A 14140-nucleotide genomic window follows, 5' to 3' on the forward strand; every position below is an offset into this window, starting at 1 on the left:
GCAACCACCCCACCACCTCCACCACCCCGAACTCCCGCACCCACCGCCCGCCGATCTCGTCACCGGGTTCGATGACCCGGGTGAGGAACACCCGGGCGAGCAGTTCGTCGTCGGGCTCGTCGAGGGCGTCGACGGGACTCACGTCAGCGCTCCGATGGCCATGGGCACGCCCCTCGGTACCCCGGTGCGCAGTTGCAGGGCGAGGGCGACGTCCGTGGCGTCGGGCCGGTCGTGGCCCACAAGGTCGGCGACGGTCCAGGCGACCCGGAGGACCCGGTCGATGCCGCGCGCGGTGAGCACGCCTCGCTCCAGGCTCCGCTCGGCGTCGTCCATCGCCCCGGGCGCGGCATGCCAGCGGCTGCGCAGGTCACGTCCGGGGATCTCGCTGTTGGTGCGCCAGGGGGTGCCGGCGAGCCGCGCGGCGGCGCGCTCCCGGGCGGCCCGGACGCGGTCGGCGACCTGGGCGGTGGATTCGCCCCGGGCGCCGCTCGCCGTCAGTTCGCTGCGTGTGACCCGGTCCACTTCCACACGCAGGTCCACCCGGTCGAGCAGCGGGCCGGACAGCCGCGACTGGTAGCGGCGGATCGCCGAGGGCGGGCACTCGCAGAGGTCGTCCGTCAGCGAGAAGCGCCCGCACGGACAGGGGTTGGCGGCCAGGACCATCAGGAACTTCGCCGGGAAGCGCACGACACCCGCACTGCGGGCGATGACGACGTGGCCGGCCTCCAGGGGCTGACGCAGGGCGTCCAGTGCCTGGCTGTTGAACTCCGGTGTCTCGTCCAGGAACAGGACACCCCGGTGCGACAGCGACACCGCTCCGGGCCGGGCGATGCCGGGGCCGCCGCCGACCAGCGCCTGCATCGTGGCCGAGTGGTGCGGTGCGCAGTAGGGGGCCACGTCGATCAGCGGTTTGCCCGGGGGCAGCAGGCCCGCCACCGAGTGCACCGCGGTCACCTCCAGCGACTCCTGGCGGTCGAGGCGGGGAAGGATCGTCGGCAACCGCTCGGCGAGCATCGTCTTGCCCGCCCCGGGCGGCCCTTCGAGGAACAGGTGGTGGCCGCCGGCGGCAGCGACCTCCACGGCTGTGCGGGCGGAGATCTGACCGACGACGTCCGCGAGGTCGTGGCCGTGGTCGTGCTGGGCCGCGCCGACGCTGTGCATGCCGGTCGCCGCGCCGGTGCCCGGAACGCGGAGCCCGGCCAGGAGCGGATCGGGCCGGCCGTGTTCCTGCTGCTCCTCCTCGGGTACGGGCTCGTCGGTCAGCACCGCGATGAGCTGGCGCAGGCTGCGGATCCCGAGCACGGAGACCCCCGGCACCAGGGATGCCTCAGCGGCCGCGCACTCGGGTACGACGACCTGCTCGTATCCCGCGTCGGCCGCTGCGATCACGGCCGGCAGGATGCCCCGGACCGGCCGCACCCGGCCGTCCAGTCCCAGCTCGCCGATCATCACGATGTCGGCCAGCACCCTCGGGTCGATCCGTTCGGCGGCGCCGAGCACCGCACAGGCCACAGCAAGATCGAAGCCGCTGCCGGCCTTGGGCACCGACGCCGGGCTGAGGCCGACGGTGAGTTTCTTCTGCGGCCATTCGGCGCCGGAGTTCACGACGGCCGCCCGGACCCGGTCCCTGCTCTCCGTCAGGGACTTGTCCGGGAGGCCCACCAGGGTGAAGGCTGCTACTCCTGGTTCCAGGTCGGCCTGGACCTCCACGACGACGCCCTCTACGCCCACCAGAGCGACCGAGCATGTGCGGGCGAACCCCATGTCAGGCCACCCCCCTGACGTGCTCGACGCGGGGTGCGCCGCGGGTCGGGAGCTGGATGCCGACCAGGTCGATGCGGACGCCTCCGGGTGGGGCGCCTCCGTGTTGCTGGAGCCAGCGTTCCGCGAGGCCCCGCAGGCGGTTCGCCTTCGCCGGTGTGATGGCTTCCATCGGGTGCTGGAAGGGCCCTGCCCTGCGGGTCTTCACCTCGCAGACGACCAGGACGTCCCCGTCCCTGGCCACGATGTCGATCTCACCGGTCCTGCCGCAGCGCCAGTTGCGCTCCAGGACCGTCATCCCGGCCGCCACCAGCCGCCGCGCGGCCAGCGTCTCGCCGTACTTGCCGAGTGCACTGCGTGCCTGCTGTGCGTTCATGTCGGCACCACCTCCGGCGCCAACCGTCACGCACCCGCCGCCACCGAGTGGATCTTGGTGCGTTACTCAGCGGTTGTGGACAACTCCGTCACCCGCTCGGCAGCTCCAAGTCGCTCTTGTTGAGCTCCTCAATGTTTACGTCCTTGAACGTCAACACCCGAACCTGTTTCACGAAGCGCGCCGGCCGGTACATGTCCCACACCCACGCGTCCGCCATGGAGACCTCGAAAAACACCTCACCCTGGACCGAGTGCACCTGCATCTCGTAGTCGTTGGTCAGGTAAAAGCGCCGCTCGGTCTCGATCACGTATTTGAACAGACCGACGACATCTCGGTACTCCCGGTAGAGCTTGAGCTCCATCTCGGTCTCGTACTTCTCGAGGTCCTCGGCGCTCATGGCATGTTCCCCTTCAGCCGTGCGATCCCACCATTGTGCGCCAGTCCCGGGAGCCCCTAGACGATTTCGGTGTCCAGGGTCACGGGTCCGGCCGGGGGACCTTCGTCGAGCAGCGTGCGCAGCAGCTCGGCGAGTCTGGTCGGATACACCGTCTCATGCGCCCGGCTCAGTTCCGGGCACGTCCACCAGCGCGCACCGGCGACGCTACGCCGCTCCAGCTCGGTCAGCGCCGTGGCCGCGGTGGCCGTCTGCGAGGTGCGGGCGAGGTAGTACCACTCGTCCTGGTCCCAGCGGCGGCCGGCGAACGGGAACGAGCACCTGCGCCGCCACAGCACGGGCCCGAGGTCCACGTCGGTGATGCCGGTCTCCTCCGCGAGTTCCCGCAGAGCGGCCTGTTCACGGGTCTCGTCGCCCTCCACACCGCCGCCGGGGGTGAACCACCAGTCGTCGGCCGGGTCGCCCGGCTCGTGGCCGTGCAGCAGCAGGATGCGGTCCTGCGGGTCGAGCAGCACCACGCGGGCCACCTTGCGCAGTCCGCCCTCGTAGGTGTCCGCGGGCGCCTCAGCCGGCTCAGCGGCCACCGGAGGTCCCCGCGCTCGCACGCCCGCGGGACGCGCCCGCCCGCTTCGCCAGCGGCCCGTACGCCGCGCCGCCGAGGACCAGTACGGCTCCGGCGATCACCGCCGCGACCATCGTTCGCAGCGGGCCGGGCGACGACAGGGCGCCGAGCTCCTGGAAACCGGTGGGTTCCTTCAGCATGCCGTCCATCGGCCAGACCACGGCGTCGACCCGGCCCTGGACGGCCCCGCGCGAGACGGTGCCGCTGGCCGCGTCGGTGAGGTGGGCCGTCGAGTCCACCGAGCCGGACCGCTCGTCACCGAGCAGGAAGAGCCGGCCCTCCGGCACGGTCACCGACGGGAAGTCCACGAGCCGGTCGGCGGTGTCCTCGGCGAGATACGGTTCGTCGATCTCCTTGCCGTTGACCTTCAGCTTGCCGTCCTGGCAGCAGGAGACGGTGTCCCCGCCGACGGCGACCACACGCTTGACCACGGGCACGTCCGCCCAGGTCGCGTCCTTGAAGACCACGACGTCACCGCGCCGGATGTCACCGCTGTCGACGCGCTGCGCCAGCACCCGGTCACCGGCGCCGATCGTGGGCGCCATCGAGGTGGTGGGCACGGTGTACGGCCGGTACACCACCGCTCCCCAGACGAAGCCGCCGAGGAACAGCACCATCCCCAGCGCCACGGCCAGCCCGGACAACCGCTGCCCGGTCTTGCTGCCCGCCGGGCCCCCGCGGGTCCCGCTGCCGCCGCTCGGGGCCGTACGCGTCGTGCTCTGACCACTCATGGGCCGCACCCTACCCGGCAGTACCGGGCCGGGTCAGCCCATCACCGGGTCAAGACGACGCCTCCACCAGGGCCTTGCGGACGCCATCAAGCGGAGCCCGAACGGGCCCCGGGACCGCCTCAGCGCTCGCCGTCCCCGTTCCGCCTGCGCCGCCACAGCACCAGCGGCACCGCACCCGCGAGCGCCAGCCCCTGCGGCGCCACCGAGAGGGGACCCGCGGCCGACGACTGCGGGTCCAGGCCCGGCTGGTCGAAGGTGTCCGGGACCGGCAGGTTGTCCCAGCGGTTGATCGGCCACGCGATGACGATGGCCCGGCCGACGACGTCCTTCACCGGGACCATGCCGTTGTTCTTGTCGGCCCGGTTGTAGCGCGAGTCGCGGGAGTTCTGCCGGTGGTCGCCCATGACCCAGATGTGGTCCTTGGGCACCTTCACCTTGAACTGACCGCCCTGGTCGTCCTGGCTGCACGGGGTGTTGCCGGGGTACACGTACGGCTCGTTGAGCGCCTTGCCGTTGACCTTCAGCGGGCCGGTGCCCTTGCACTCGATCGTGTCACCGCCGACCCCGACGACCCGCTTGATCAGGTCCTTCTCCTCGGCGGACGGCATCAGGCCGACCCAGCTGAGCACGCGCTGCAGCGGGTTCGGGGTGGGCGTCGGCTCGCCCGCCAGCCAGTTGTCCGGGTCGTGGAAGACGACGACCTCGCCGCGCTCGGGCTCGGAGCCGAACCAGGGGGTGAGTTTGTCGACCAGCACCCGGTCGCCCTGCTGGAGGGTGTTCTGCATCGAGTCGGAGGGGATGGAGAACGCCTGCACCAGGAACGTCTTGATCAGCAGCGCCAGCACCAGCGCGATACCGATCAGGATGGGCAGCTCCTTCCAGAAGGAGCGCGGCTTCTTCGCCTTGGGTGCGTCGCCGCCCGCGCCGCCCTGCGACGTCGGGGGCCGCCCGTCGCCCGGACCACCGCCGCTCGCGCCCGGGGTGTCACTCCCGGAGGTCACGGCGTCGTCCGTCGCCCGGACGGACTCCACGGGGCGCCCGCGGTGCTCCTCGCCACCCTGTCCGGACCGTGCGCCTACCGCCACATCCCCCACGCCAACTCCTTACTCTGTGCCGCCGCCTGCCCCATACGCGGCGCAGGCCCACCACTCCCATAACGAGCGGGAGTTCCGCAGGGCTCGGGAGCTGAGCGATTCCGTTCCGATCGTCGGGGGCAACCCTATGCGACGGCGGGGCCGCGGCCGTCGACCCGGAGGTCGCGTCCGTCACGGAGGCGTAGGTTTTCGGCTCCTCCAGGGTGCTCCAGTGGCCGAGCGGCCAGGCGATGACCATGGCACGGCCCACCACCTCGTCCTCGGAGACGGTGCCGCCGTAGTCGGTGTTCTGGTGGGAGCGGGAGTCGGCGGAGTCGGCCCGGTGGTCGCCCATCACCCAGAGCCGCCCCTCGGGCACGGTGACGTCGAACGGCGTCGTGGACGGGGCGTTGCCCGGGTACAGGTAGTCCTCGTTCAGCGGTACACCGTTGACGGTGACCCGGCCCTGCGCGTCGCAGCACTGGACCCGGTCGCCGCCGACGCCGACGACGCGCTTGATGAGGTCCTTCTCGTTGTCGGACGGCAGCAGTCCGATGAACGTGAGCCCGTCCTTGATCTGCTTGATCCCGACGGGGTCTTCCTTCTTGGGCACGGTCTGCTCGTCCTGGAGCCAGCCGCCCGGGTCCTTGAAGACGACGACGTCCCCGCGCTGCGGCTTGGAGCCGAACCAGGGGGTGAGCTTGTCGACCAGGACCCGGTCGCCGATCTGGATCGTCTGCTCCATGGAGCCGGACGGGATCACGAAGGCCTGGACGAGGAACGTCTTCAGCACGAGCGCTATCAGGACGGCGACGCCGATGAGGAGGGGTATCTCCTTGACCGCGCTGCGCCTGCGGCGCCGTTTGACCTTGCGCTGGAGCTTGCGCCGCTCGGCGCGGCTGCGCCCGCTCGCGGGGCCGGCCGCCCGGCGGGCGCCCGTGGGCAGCAGGTTCTCCGCGGCAGTCTCCGGGACGCCACGGGGTTTGCCGCGGTTACCCATGCACGCCCCCCGCGTTGAGCGCCGCGTCCGCCTCGACGGCCGGCACGCGCGCGTACGGATCGGCGGACGGCACGCGCGTAGGCGCCTCGGCGGCCGGCACGCGCGCGTACGGATCGGCGGACGGCACGCGCGTGTACGCGTCCGGCCGGTGGAGGCGTGTGGCGTGGTCGAGCGGCCAGACGATCCCGTCGGCCCGGCCGATCACCTGGTCCACCGGGATCATGCCGCCGCCGGGCGAGCCGAGGTGGTCGCGGGAGTCGCTGGAGTCGGCGCGGTGGTCACCGAGGACGAACAGGCGCGCGTCGGGCACCGTCACGTCGAAGGGCACCGTGGAGGGGCTGTCGCCGGGGAACAGGAAGCCCGACTCGTCGATCGAACGGCCGTTCACCCGGATCCTCCCCTCCTGGTCGCAGCAGACCACATGGTCACCGCCCACGCCGACGACGCGCTTGACGTAGTCGGCTTCCCCGAAATACCCGGAGCCGTCGAACACAACCACGTCACCGCGCCGCGGCCCGGCTCCGAAACGGTATGCCAACTTATTTACGAGTACACGGTCCCCGACCCTCAATCCCGGTTCCATCGATCCACTGGGGATCTGGAACGGGCGGACGACGAACGTGTTGAGCGCCAGCACCGACAGCAGACAGAGCAGCAGGGCCAGCGTGATCCGGCCGCCGGGGACCCATCCCGCGAGGCGCGGCAGCAACGCGGAACGCGACCGTTCCTCCGGGCCCGGTGTGTCCGAGGTCTTCTCGGAATCGGCCGGGCGGGAGGAGCGGTCGCGCTCCGTGGGCTGTGCTTCGGTGTCCATCGGGGCCAGATGCTATCCGGCCCCGCCGTCACCGCGGGAAAGCGCTCAGCTCTCGCGCTTCTCCTTGATCTTCGCCGCCTTGCCGCGCAGCTCACGCAGGTAGTACAGCTTGGCGCGACGGACGTCACCCTTGGTGACGAGCTCGATCTTCTCGACGATCGGGGTGTGCACCGGGAAGGTGCGCTCGACGCCGACGGAGAAGGAGACCTTGCGGACCGTGAAGGTCTCGCGCACGCCGTCACCCTGGCGGCGGATCACGACGCCCTTGAACTGCTGCACACGGGAGCGGTTGCCCTCGATGACGCGCACGTGGACGTTGACGGTGTCACCGGGACGGAAGTCCGGGACGTCGCTGCGCAGCGACGCGGAGTCGACGGAGTCGAGCAGGTGAGACATTTCGTCTGCTTTCTTCGCTGATGCCGCAGGTCATCAACGGCAACTAGAGATCGGATCACAGGTGTGCGGTTCGGGGCGGGCGTCGTGTCCCCCTGCGGCAGGGGCGCACGCCGGACGACGCACAACAGCGGCCTATTCTTCCACGCCCTCGGTCCTGCGCCAAAATCGGCCGTACGGCTCGCCCGCCGGGTCCGGTTCCCAGCCCAGGACGGACAGCATCTCGCGGTCCTTCTTGTCGAACGCCTTGGGGTCGCAGCGCTCGATGAGGTCGGGCCGGTGAGCCGTCGTACGCCTCAGCGCCTCGTCGCGCCGCCAGCGGGCGATCTTCCCGTGGTGGCCGCTGAGCAGCACCTCCGGGATGTCCCGGTTCCGCCAGAGGGGTGGCTTGGTGTAGACGGGGCCCTCCAGGAGGTTCGCCATGGCGCCGGGTGCGAAGGAGTCGTCCCGGTGCGAGTCGGCGTTGCCCAGGACCCCGGGCAGCAGCCGCGCCACGGCTTCCGTGACGACGAGGACGGCCGCCTCGCCGCCGGCCAGGACGTAGTCGCCGATGGACACCTCGTATACCGGCATCCGGGTCGCGTACTCGTCGATGACGCGCCGGTCGATGCCCTCGTAGCGGGCCGGGGTGAAGATCAGCCAGGGGCGCTCGGAGAGGTGGACGGCGAGCTCCTGGGTGAAGGGGCGTCCGCTGGGGGTGGGGACGATCAGGGCGGGCTCGCGCGAGCCCGTCTCGTAGCCGTCCGCCAGCACCGAGTCGAGGGCGTCTCCCCAGGGCTCGGTCTTCATCACCATGCCGGGGCCGCCGCCGTACGGGGTGTCGTCGACGGTGTGGTGCCGGTCGTAGGTCCAGGAGCGCAGATCATGCACGTGCACGTTCAGCTGTCCACGCGCGCGTGCCTTGCCGACGAGGGAGACGTTCAGCGGCTCGAGGTACTCGGGGAAGATCGTGACGACGTCGAGCCTCATGCGCCGGCGTCCTCGTCACGGGAGGAGGCGATCTCCGCGCGGTCGTCGACGAGGCCGGGCGGCGGGTCGATCACCGCGCGCTGCTCCTCCAGGTCGATCTCGGTGACGATCTGCGACACGAACGGCACGAACACCTCGCTGCCGTCGGGGCGCTCGACCACGAAGAGGTCCTGCGTGGGCAGGTGCGAGATCTCGGTGATCCGGCCGACCGTCTCGCCGTCCTTGGTGACGACGTCGAGGTCGATCAGCTGGTGGTCGTAGTACTCGTCCTCTTCCTCGGGCAGTTCGTCCGGGTCGACGTCGGCGATCAGGAGGATGTTGCGCAGCGCCTCGGCGGCGGTGCGGTCGCGCACGCCCTCGAAGCGCAGCAGGAGACGGCCGCTGTGGACGCGGCCCGTCTCGATGGTCAGCGGTCCGGCGGACGCCGGGTCGGTGGCCAGGACGGCGCCGGGGGCGAGCCGCAGTTCCGGCTCGTCGGTGCGCACCTCGACGGTGACCTCGCCCTTGATGCCGTGGGCGCGGCCGATGCGAGCGACTACCAGCTGCACGGTGCTTGGTTCTCCTGATCTACGGCCGGCTGCCGGGGCGGCGCCGGTACGACTGCGGGCCGGGGACGGCCCAGTGGCCCTCCCCGGCCCGAGCCGGTGCTGCGATACGTCAGCGGACGTGGTCCACGTCGACGAGGTCGACGCGGACCCCGCGGCCGCCGATGGCGCCCACGACGGTGCGCAGAGCGCGTGCGGTGCGGCCGTTGCGGCCGATCACCTTGCCGAGGTCGTCCGGGTGGACCCGGACCTCGAGCACGCGGCCGCGGCGCAGGTTGCGCGAGGCGACCTGCACATCGTCAGGGTTGTCGACGATGCCCTTCACGAGGTGCTCGAGAGCCTCCTCGAGCATGCTCAGGCCTCGGTCGACGCGGACTCAGCGGAAGCCTCGTCCTTCTTCTCAGCCTTCTTCTTCTGGGTGATCGCCTCACCCTTGCCCTCGTCCTCGCCGCTGATCGCCTCGAAGGACGGACGCGCGGGCTTCTCCTCCGGCTGCAGCAGAGGCGCGGGGGCGGGCTCGCCCTTGAACTTCTGCCAGTCGCCGGTCTTCTTGAGGATGGCGAGGACGGGCTCGGTCGGCTGGGCGCCGACAGAGAGCCAGTACGCCACGCGCTCGCTGTCGACCTCCATCACCGACGGGTTGTACGTCGGGTGGTACTTGCCGATCTCCTCGATGGCCCGGCCGTCACGGCGGGTACGGGAGTCGGCGACGACGATACGGTAGTGAGGCGAACGGATCTTGCCCAGACGCTTCAGCTTGATCTTGACTGCCACGGGAGTGGGTTCTCCTGGATTTGACGTGGTTGGGCACGGCGAGATGGCCGCGTGGGGTTGCGGTACCCGAGTGCCCGATGGACGCGTCAGCCGGAGGAGAGAGGGGTCCTGTGCGGCTGTCGAGTACAGCTAGCCATTGTGCCATACCCTGCGGGTCGCCTTGAGCCGAGGGGTTGGGTGAGAGCCAGGCATGCATGCCTGGGCGGCACCCGGCGTTGCGGCGGGGCGGGCGCCGGTTACGCGCCCCGGCGCTCGCAAGGCACCGCCCGCGCCCACCCGTGCCGCCCTGCGGCACGACTGCCCGCGTGATGAGCGGGACAGCCGCGCCGCCCCGGAGGCCCTCAGGAGATCGACGCCCACGGACGCGCACCTCAGGCACGTAGGGTGCGCTTCGCAGGCCGTGTCCCGACGACTTGTTGGTTCCGGCAGCCACGAGATGCCGGGAGCCCTTGCGTCGTCGTCACGCTGCGCCGGCCACCTCCGGGATGCGGAACGGTTTGCCGCAGCCGCCGCAGACGATCGGGGCCTGGGCCAGGACCGAGGGGACCACGCGGACGTTGCGGCCGCAGTCGCAGACGGCCTTGACCCGGACGCCGCCCCCGGAGGAGCCGTGCCGGGCGGCCGGGCCCCGGAAGCTGCGGGCCGTGTCGCCCGCCGTGGCGGCCGTGTGGGCCTTCAGGGCGCGCTGGAGCCGCTCGATCGTCGGGCGGTACCGGCGCTTCGCCTCGGGCGTGAGCGTGACCAACGAGAAGCCGCTGCTGGGGTGCGGCTCGTCGGGGTGGTCCAGGCCCAGCTCCTCGGCGATCGCGAGGAATCTGCGGTTGTGGTAGCGGCCGGCACGGGATGTGTCGCGAACGCCGCGCGCGGCGGCGATGCCGTGGACTGCCTCGTGCAGCAGTCGCTCGAAGGAGAGCTCGTGACCGCACGCGGACGACGACTCCCCGATCAGGGACTCGGGCGCGGCAAGATCGGGCAGCTCGGGGTGGTGCCGCTGAATGTCGGCCCACGCCTGCGCCAGCTCTGCGGCGAGTACAGGTGGTGTCTGTGTCGTGCTCACGTAATGACAACGAGCCTGGGTGCCTCTGTGTTCCGATTCCGGGGCATCCCAAATAATTTGCACGTACCCGTCAGTTGCCGCTGATGCGTCCCGACGAGGGCGGGTGCGCCGATCTGCGGAGAAGCCTCGCAGCTCGTCCCAAGCCGGTGCGTAGGCTGACGTACGGCCCCGCACGTACCCGGTGTCCGCACGCCGGGGCACCGGTGGACCGCTGATGCGCAAGAGGTGTTTCGGTCGCTCTCGCGGCGGAAGGTCACGCCCCAGAAGACCGGCGCCTCGGCCGCGAGATTACCGGCCCCACCCCCGCCGACCCGCACCGGCCCCCCTTACCGGCGCGGCACGGACCCCTTCGCCGGCACCCCGCGGACGCCTCCGGATTGCCGGAATGTGAATTCTTGCCACTGGCACGAGCAACTCCCAAGCCACCGCCGCATTCCACTGGACGCCGGGTCGAGGGGGGAGTTACCTGACATACGGGGGTAGTGCGAGCGCACTGCACGGGGGCCATGGAATCCGGCACGGCGGCAACTCTCGGCTGATTGGGGCGCTTACCTATGACACCTACGCTCGTGCGGCAGCACCTGCCTCACGCGGGGGCCGGCCCTCGCGTGGACCTGCGTGCACGCGCGCGTGACTGGTCGGAGATACAGGAGCGGATGCTCGTACCGCTCATCGAGGCCGTCTACGAGCGACTGGACGTGGGACCCGCGACACGACTGCTGGGACTCGGCTGCGGCTCCGGGCTCGCGCTGCTGATGGCGGCCTCGCGCGGCGCGTCGATCACCGGTGTCGACACCTCCACCGACCGGCTGGACCTCGCCCGGCAGCGGCTGCTCCCGGACGACCGCGAGGCACGCGCGCGTACCGAGGCCCGGATCGTGGACGGCTCCCCCGGTGACGCAGCGCGCGCGGACACGGCCGGGTACACCGTGGTGACCGCCTTCGAGCCGATCGGCTGCCGCTCGGGGGACGCGGAGGGGCTGGGTGAGCTGCTCGCGCAGGCGACGCCGCTCGCCGAGCGCGGAGCGGCCGTGGTGCTGGCCGGCTGGGGTCCGCCGGAGCGGTGCACCACGGCGTCCGTGCTCCGCGTGGCCACGAAACTGGCGGAACCGCTGCGCGGCACCTGGCGTCCCGCCCACCGTGACGATCTGGAGGAGGTCGCCCAGCGGGCGGGTCTGCGGCCGGACGGCTCCGGGCGGGTGGCCTGCCCGTTCGGATACGCCGATGTCGACAGCGCGGTGCGTGGCCTGAAGTCGACGGGGCTGTTCGACGCGGCGATCAACGCCACGGATCCGATACAGGTCGATAAGGAGCTCACGGAGGCGCTGCACCCGTACCAGCGGGCGGACGGCACCGTGTGGATGCCGAACGTCTTCCGCTATCTGATCGCGCGGACCCGCTGAGCCGGAAACGGCGCCCCGGGAGGGTTCCCCGGGGCGCCGGCCGGACAGCGGACGAGTGTCGGTTGATGAGCCTCAGCCCATGAACTTCTTGAACTCGTCCGGAAGTTCGAAGTCCTTGCCGCCCTGCTGCGGCAGCCCGAAGGCGCCGGCGCCCTCGGCCGCGGCGGCGCGGCGCGCGGCGGCCTCCTGCTCCTGCTGCTTGCGCTTCATCGGGTTGCCGGAGCGCTGCTTGCCCTTGGCCTGCTTCTGCTTCTTCTTCGCCCGGCCGGGGCCGCCGCCCATGCCCGGCATCCCGGGCATCCCCGGCATGCCGCCGCCCTGTGCCATGCGGGACATCATCTTGCGCGCCTCGAAGAACCGCTCGACGAGGTTCTTGACGGCGCTGACCTCGACACCGGAACCCTTGGCGATACGGGCGCGGCGCGAGCCGTTGATGATCGTCGGGTCCTGACGCTCGCCCGGGGTCATCGACTTGATGATCGCGGCGGTGCGGTCGACGTCCCGCTCGTCGAGGTTGTTGATCTGGTCCTTGATCTGGCCCATGCCGGGCAGCATGCCGAGCAGCTTGCTGATGCTGCCCATCTTCCTGACCTGCTCCATCTGGGCCAGGAAGTCGTCGAGGGTGAAGTCCTGGCCCTTCTTGGAGGCCAGCTTCTCCGCCATCTTCTGGGCTTCGGCCTGGTCGAAGGTCTTCTCCGCCTGCTCGATCAGGGTGAGCAGGTCACCCATGTCGAGGATGCGGGAGGCCATCCGGTCCGGGTGGAAGGCGTCGAAGTCGTCGAGCTTCTCGCCGTTCGACGCGAACATGATCGGCTTGCCGGTGACCTGGCGGATGGACAGCGCGGCACCACCGCGGGCGTCGCCGTCGAGCTTGGACAGCACGACGCCGTCGAAGCCGACGCCGTCGCGGAAGGCCTCGGCGGTGTTGACCGCGTCCTGACCGATCATCGCGTCGACGACGAAGAGGATCTCGTCGGGGCCGATGGCGTCGCGGATGTCGGCGGCCTGCTGCATCATCTCCTGGTCGATGCCCAGGCGGCCGGCGGTGTCGACGATGACGATGTCGTGGACCTTGGACTTCGCGAAGTCGAGGGAGTCCTTGGCGACCTTGACCGGGTCGCCGACGCCGTTGCCCGGCTCGGGTGCGTAGACCGCGACGCCGGCGCGCTCGGCGACGACGCTGAGCTGGTTGACGGCGTTGGGGCGCTGGAGGTCGGCGGCGACCAGGAGCGGGGAGTGGCCCTGCTCCTTGAGCCACTTGCCGAGCTTGCCCGCGAGGGTGGTCTTACCGGCACCCTGCAGACCGGCCAGCATGATCACGGTCGGCGGCTGCTTGGCGAAGCGCAGGCGGCGGGTCTCGCCGCCGAGGATGGTGATCAGTTCCTCGTTGACGATCTTGACGATCTGTTGCGCCGGATTGAGCGCCTTGGAGACCTCGGCACCGAGGGCGCGCTCCTTGACGTTCTTGATGAAGGAGCGGACGACCGGCAGGGCCACATCCGCTTCAAGGAGCGCGATACGGATCTCGCGCGCCGTGGCGTCGATGTCCGCCTCGGACAACCTGCCTTTGCCGCGGAGGTTTTTGAAAGTCGCGCTGAGGCGGTCGGAGAGGGTATCGAACACGGTGGCGTCGGTCCTCGAGGTCGGGGGCGGATCTGGGCTGCCCTCCAGGGTATCGGGCCCGGCAAGCAAATCGCCCCCGGCTGCTGCAACCAGCGGTCGGGGGCGGGTCCCCGCGTCGGCGGGGAGCACAGAATGCCGAGCAGGTTCGACATGGAACCCATCGGGCCATCCCCGCATCGGCGGGGAGCACACCCGATCAACGCACAACACGACCGGAAGGTCACGCCCGCAGCATCTCCTCCAGCTTCCGGGCCACAGCACCCGCCTCCTCACCCGGCAGCGGAGCCCCTTCAGGACCGGTGACGTAGAACGCGTCCACGGCGTTCGCGCCCAGCGTGCTCACATGGGCGCTCCGTACCCGTACCCCCGCGTCCTCCAGTGCGCGGCCGATGCGGAACAGCAGCCCCGGGGCGTCCTGGGCGCGGACCTCGATGACCGTGGCCAGGCGGGACGCGGCGGCCGCGACGGTCACGCGGGGCGGGGGCGGGACCACGCCCCGGCGCCGGGGGTAGGCGGCGTCGCGTTCGGTGAGGCGGGCCGCGATGTCCAGGGTGCCTTCCAGGGCGCGCACCAGGTAGGCGCGCAGGCGGGCGGCCTGGGGCAAG

General features: G+C 71.0%; 17 protein-coding genes. 1 reads left to right on the top strand and 16 read right to left on the bottom strand.

All coding sequences use genetic code 11. The annotated features are described in order from the left end of the window. Positions 1-138: 138 nt before the first annotated feature. The 14 genes from N4P33_RS23370 to N4P33_RS23435 form a co-directional block, all read right to left on the bottom strand. Complete coding sequence (locus tag N4P33_RS23370) at positions 139-1764, bottom strand: YifB family Mg chelatase-like AAA ATPase (protein WP_260828643.1); 1626 nt, start codon at positions 1762-1764, stop codon at positions 139-141. 1 nt (position 1765) lies between these two features. Beyond that, entirely contained in the window at positions 1766-2167 is a 402-nt protein-coding gene (locus N4P33_RS23375; RefSeq protein ID WP_260828644.1) for a YraN family protein, read from the bottom strand. A gap of 58 nt (positions 2168-2225) precedes the next feature. Next, entirely contained in the window at positions 2226-2534 is a 309-nt protein-coding gene (locus N4P33_RS23380) for a DUF2469 domain-containing protein (RefSeq protein ID WP_003993268.1), read from the bottom strand. Positions 2535-2590: 56 nt separating this feature from the next. Continuing rightward, complete coding sequence (locus N4P33_RS23385) at positions 2591-3115, bottom strand: NUDIX hydrolase (RefSeq protein WP_260828645.1); 525 nt, start codon at positions 3113-3115, stop codon at positions 2591-2593. Then, entirely contained in the window at positions 3105-3884 is a 780-nt protein-coding gene (gene lepB, locus N4P33_RS23390) for a signal peptidase I (RefSeq protein ID WP_260828646.1), read from the bottom strand. The genes N4P33_RS23385 and lepB (N4P33_RS23390) overlap by 11 nt, the downstream gene beginning before the upstream one ends. A 119-nt stretch (positions 3885-4003) precedes the next feature. After that, positions 4004-4978, bottom strand: a complete 975-nt coding sequence (gene lepB, locus N4P33_RS23395; protein WP_260828647.1) for a signal peptidase I — start codon at positions 4976-4978, stop codon at positions 4004-4006. Then, positions 4869-5957, bottom strand: a complete 1089-nt coding sequence (lepB, locus tag N4P33_RS23400) for a signal peptidase I (protein ID WP_260828649.1) — start codon at positions 5955-5957, stop codon at positions 4869-4871. Before lepB (N4P33_RS23400) ends, lepB (N4P33_RS23395) begins: the two co-directional genes overlap by 110 nt. Beyond that, positions 5950-6771, bottom strand: a complete 822-nt coding sequence (gene lepB / locus N4P33_RS23405; protein WP_260828650.1) for a signal peptidase I — start codon at positions 6769-6771, stop codon at positions 5950-5952. Before lepB (N4P33_RS23405) ends, lepB (N4P33_RS23400) begins: the two co-directional genes overlap by 8 nt. A 45-nt stretch (positions 6772-6816) precedes the next feature. Beyond that, positions 6817-7167, bottom strand: a complete 351-nt coding sequence (rplS, locus tag N4P33_RS23410; RefSeq protein WP_260828651.1) for a 50S ribosomal protein L19 — start codon at positions 7165-7167, stop codon at positions 6817-6819. Between the two features lie 132 nt (positions 7168-7299). Then, entirely contained in the window at positions 7300-8133 is an 834-nt protein-coding gene (gene trmD, locus N4P33_RS23415; RefSeq protein ID WP_260828652.1) for a tRNA (guanosine(37)-N1)-methyltransferase TrmD, read from the bottom strand. Then, the gene (rimM, locus tag N4P33_RS23420) at positions 8130-8681 is read right to left on the bottom strand and encodes a ribosome maturation factor RimM (protein ID WP_260828654.1); all 552 of its coding nucleotides are present in this window, start codon (positions 8679-8681) and stop codon (positions 8130-8132) included. The genes trmD and rimM overlap by 4 nt, the downstream gene beginning before the upstream one ends. A 109-nt stretch (positions 8682-8790) precedes the next feature. After that, positions 8791-9030 (bottom strand): RNA-binding protein, encoded by a 240-nt coding sequence (locus N4P33_RS23425; RefSeq protein WP_003973401.1) that lies wholly within the window; start codon positions 9028-9030, stop codon positions 8791-8793. 2 nt (positions 9031-9032) lie between these two features. Continuing rightward, the gene (gene rpsP, locus N4P33_RS23430; protein ID WP_260828656.1) at positions 9033-9452 is read right to left on the bottom strand and encodes a 30S ribosomal protein S16; all 420 of its coding nucleotides are present in this window, start codon (positions 9450-9452) and stop codon (positions 9033-9035) included. A 460-nt stretch (positions 9453-9912) separates the two neighbouring features. Then, on the bottom strand, positions 9913-10509 hold the full coding sequence (locus N4P33_RS23435; protein WP_260828657.1) for a hypothetical protein: 597 nt from the start codon (positions 10507-10509) through the stop codon (positions 9913-9915). Positions 10510-11063: 554 nt separating this feature from the next. On the opposite strand from N4P33_RS23435, the gene N4P33_RS23440 reads away from it, so the two are divergent. Next, positions 11064-11912, top strand: coding sequence for a methyltransferase domain-containing protein (locus N4P33_RS23440; RefSeq protein WP_260828658.1), 849 nt, complete (start codon positions 11064-11066; stop codon positions 11910-11912). 72 nt (positions 11913-11984) lie between these two features. Here the strand turns inward: N4P33_RS23440 and ffh are convergent, their stop codons facing one another. Both ffh and N4P33_RS23450 read right to left on the bottom strand, forming a co-directional pair. Then, positions 11985-13535, bottom strand: coding sequence for a signal recognition particle protein (ffh, locus tag N4P33_RS23445; protein WP_260828659.1), 1551 nt, complete (start codon positions 13533-13535; stop codon positions 11985-11987). A gap of 220 nt (positions 13536-13755) precedes the next feature. Continuing rightward, positions 13756-14140, bottom strand: a 385-nt coding sequence (locus N4P33_RS23450; RefSeq protein WP_260828660.1) for an ACT domain-containing protein, incomplete at its 5' end; no start/stop codon positions are given.

The sequence above is a fragment of the Streptomyces sp. 15-116A genome (genome assembly GCF_025290915.1).
GTDB lineage: Bacteria > Actinomycetota > Actinomycetes > Streptomycetales > Streptomycetaceae > Streptomyces.

What these genes read in the sequence shown, in the direction of transcription:
- lepB (WP_260828646.1), bottom strand. Translation starts at nt 3,884, where the DNA reads ATGAGTGGTCAGAGCACGACGCGTACGGCCCCGAGCGGCGGCAGCGGG.
- N4P33_RS23380 (WP_003993268.1), bottom strand. Translation starts at nt 2,534, where the DNA reads ATGAGCGCCGAGGACCTCGAGAAGTACGAGACCGAGATGGAGCTCAAG.
- N4P33_RS23425 (WP_003973401.1), bottom strand. Translation starts at nt 9,030, where the DNA reads ATGCTCGAGGAGGCTCTCGAGCACCTCGTGAAGGGCATCGTCGACAAC.
- trmD (WP_260828652.1), bottom strand. Translation starts at nt 8,133, where the DNA reads ATGAGGCTCGACGTCGTCACGATCTTCCCCGAGTACCTCGAGCCGCTG.
- rplS (WP_260828651.1), bottom strand. Translation starts at nt 7,167, where the DNA reads ATGTCTCACCTGCTCGACTCCGTCGACTCCGCGTCGCTGCGCAGCGAC.
- lepB (WP_260828649.1), bottom strand. Translation starts at nt 5,957, where the DNA reads ATGGGTAACCGCGGCAAACCCCGTGGCGTCCCGGAGACTGCCGCGGAG.
- N4P33_RS23370 (WP_260828643.1), bottom strand. Translation starts at nt 1,764, where the DNA reads ATGGGGTTCGCCCGCACATGCTCGGTCGCTCTGGTGGGCGTAGAGGGC.
- N4P33_RS23440 (WP_260828658.1), top strand. Translation starts at nt 11,064, where the DNA reads ATGACACCTACGCTCGTGCGGCAGCACCTGCCTCACGCGGGGGCCGGC.
- lepB (WP_260828650.1), bottom strand. Translation starts at nt 6,771, where the DNA reads ATGGACACCGAAGCACAGCCCACGGAGCGCGACCGCTCCTCCCGCCCG.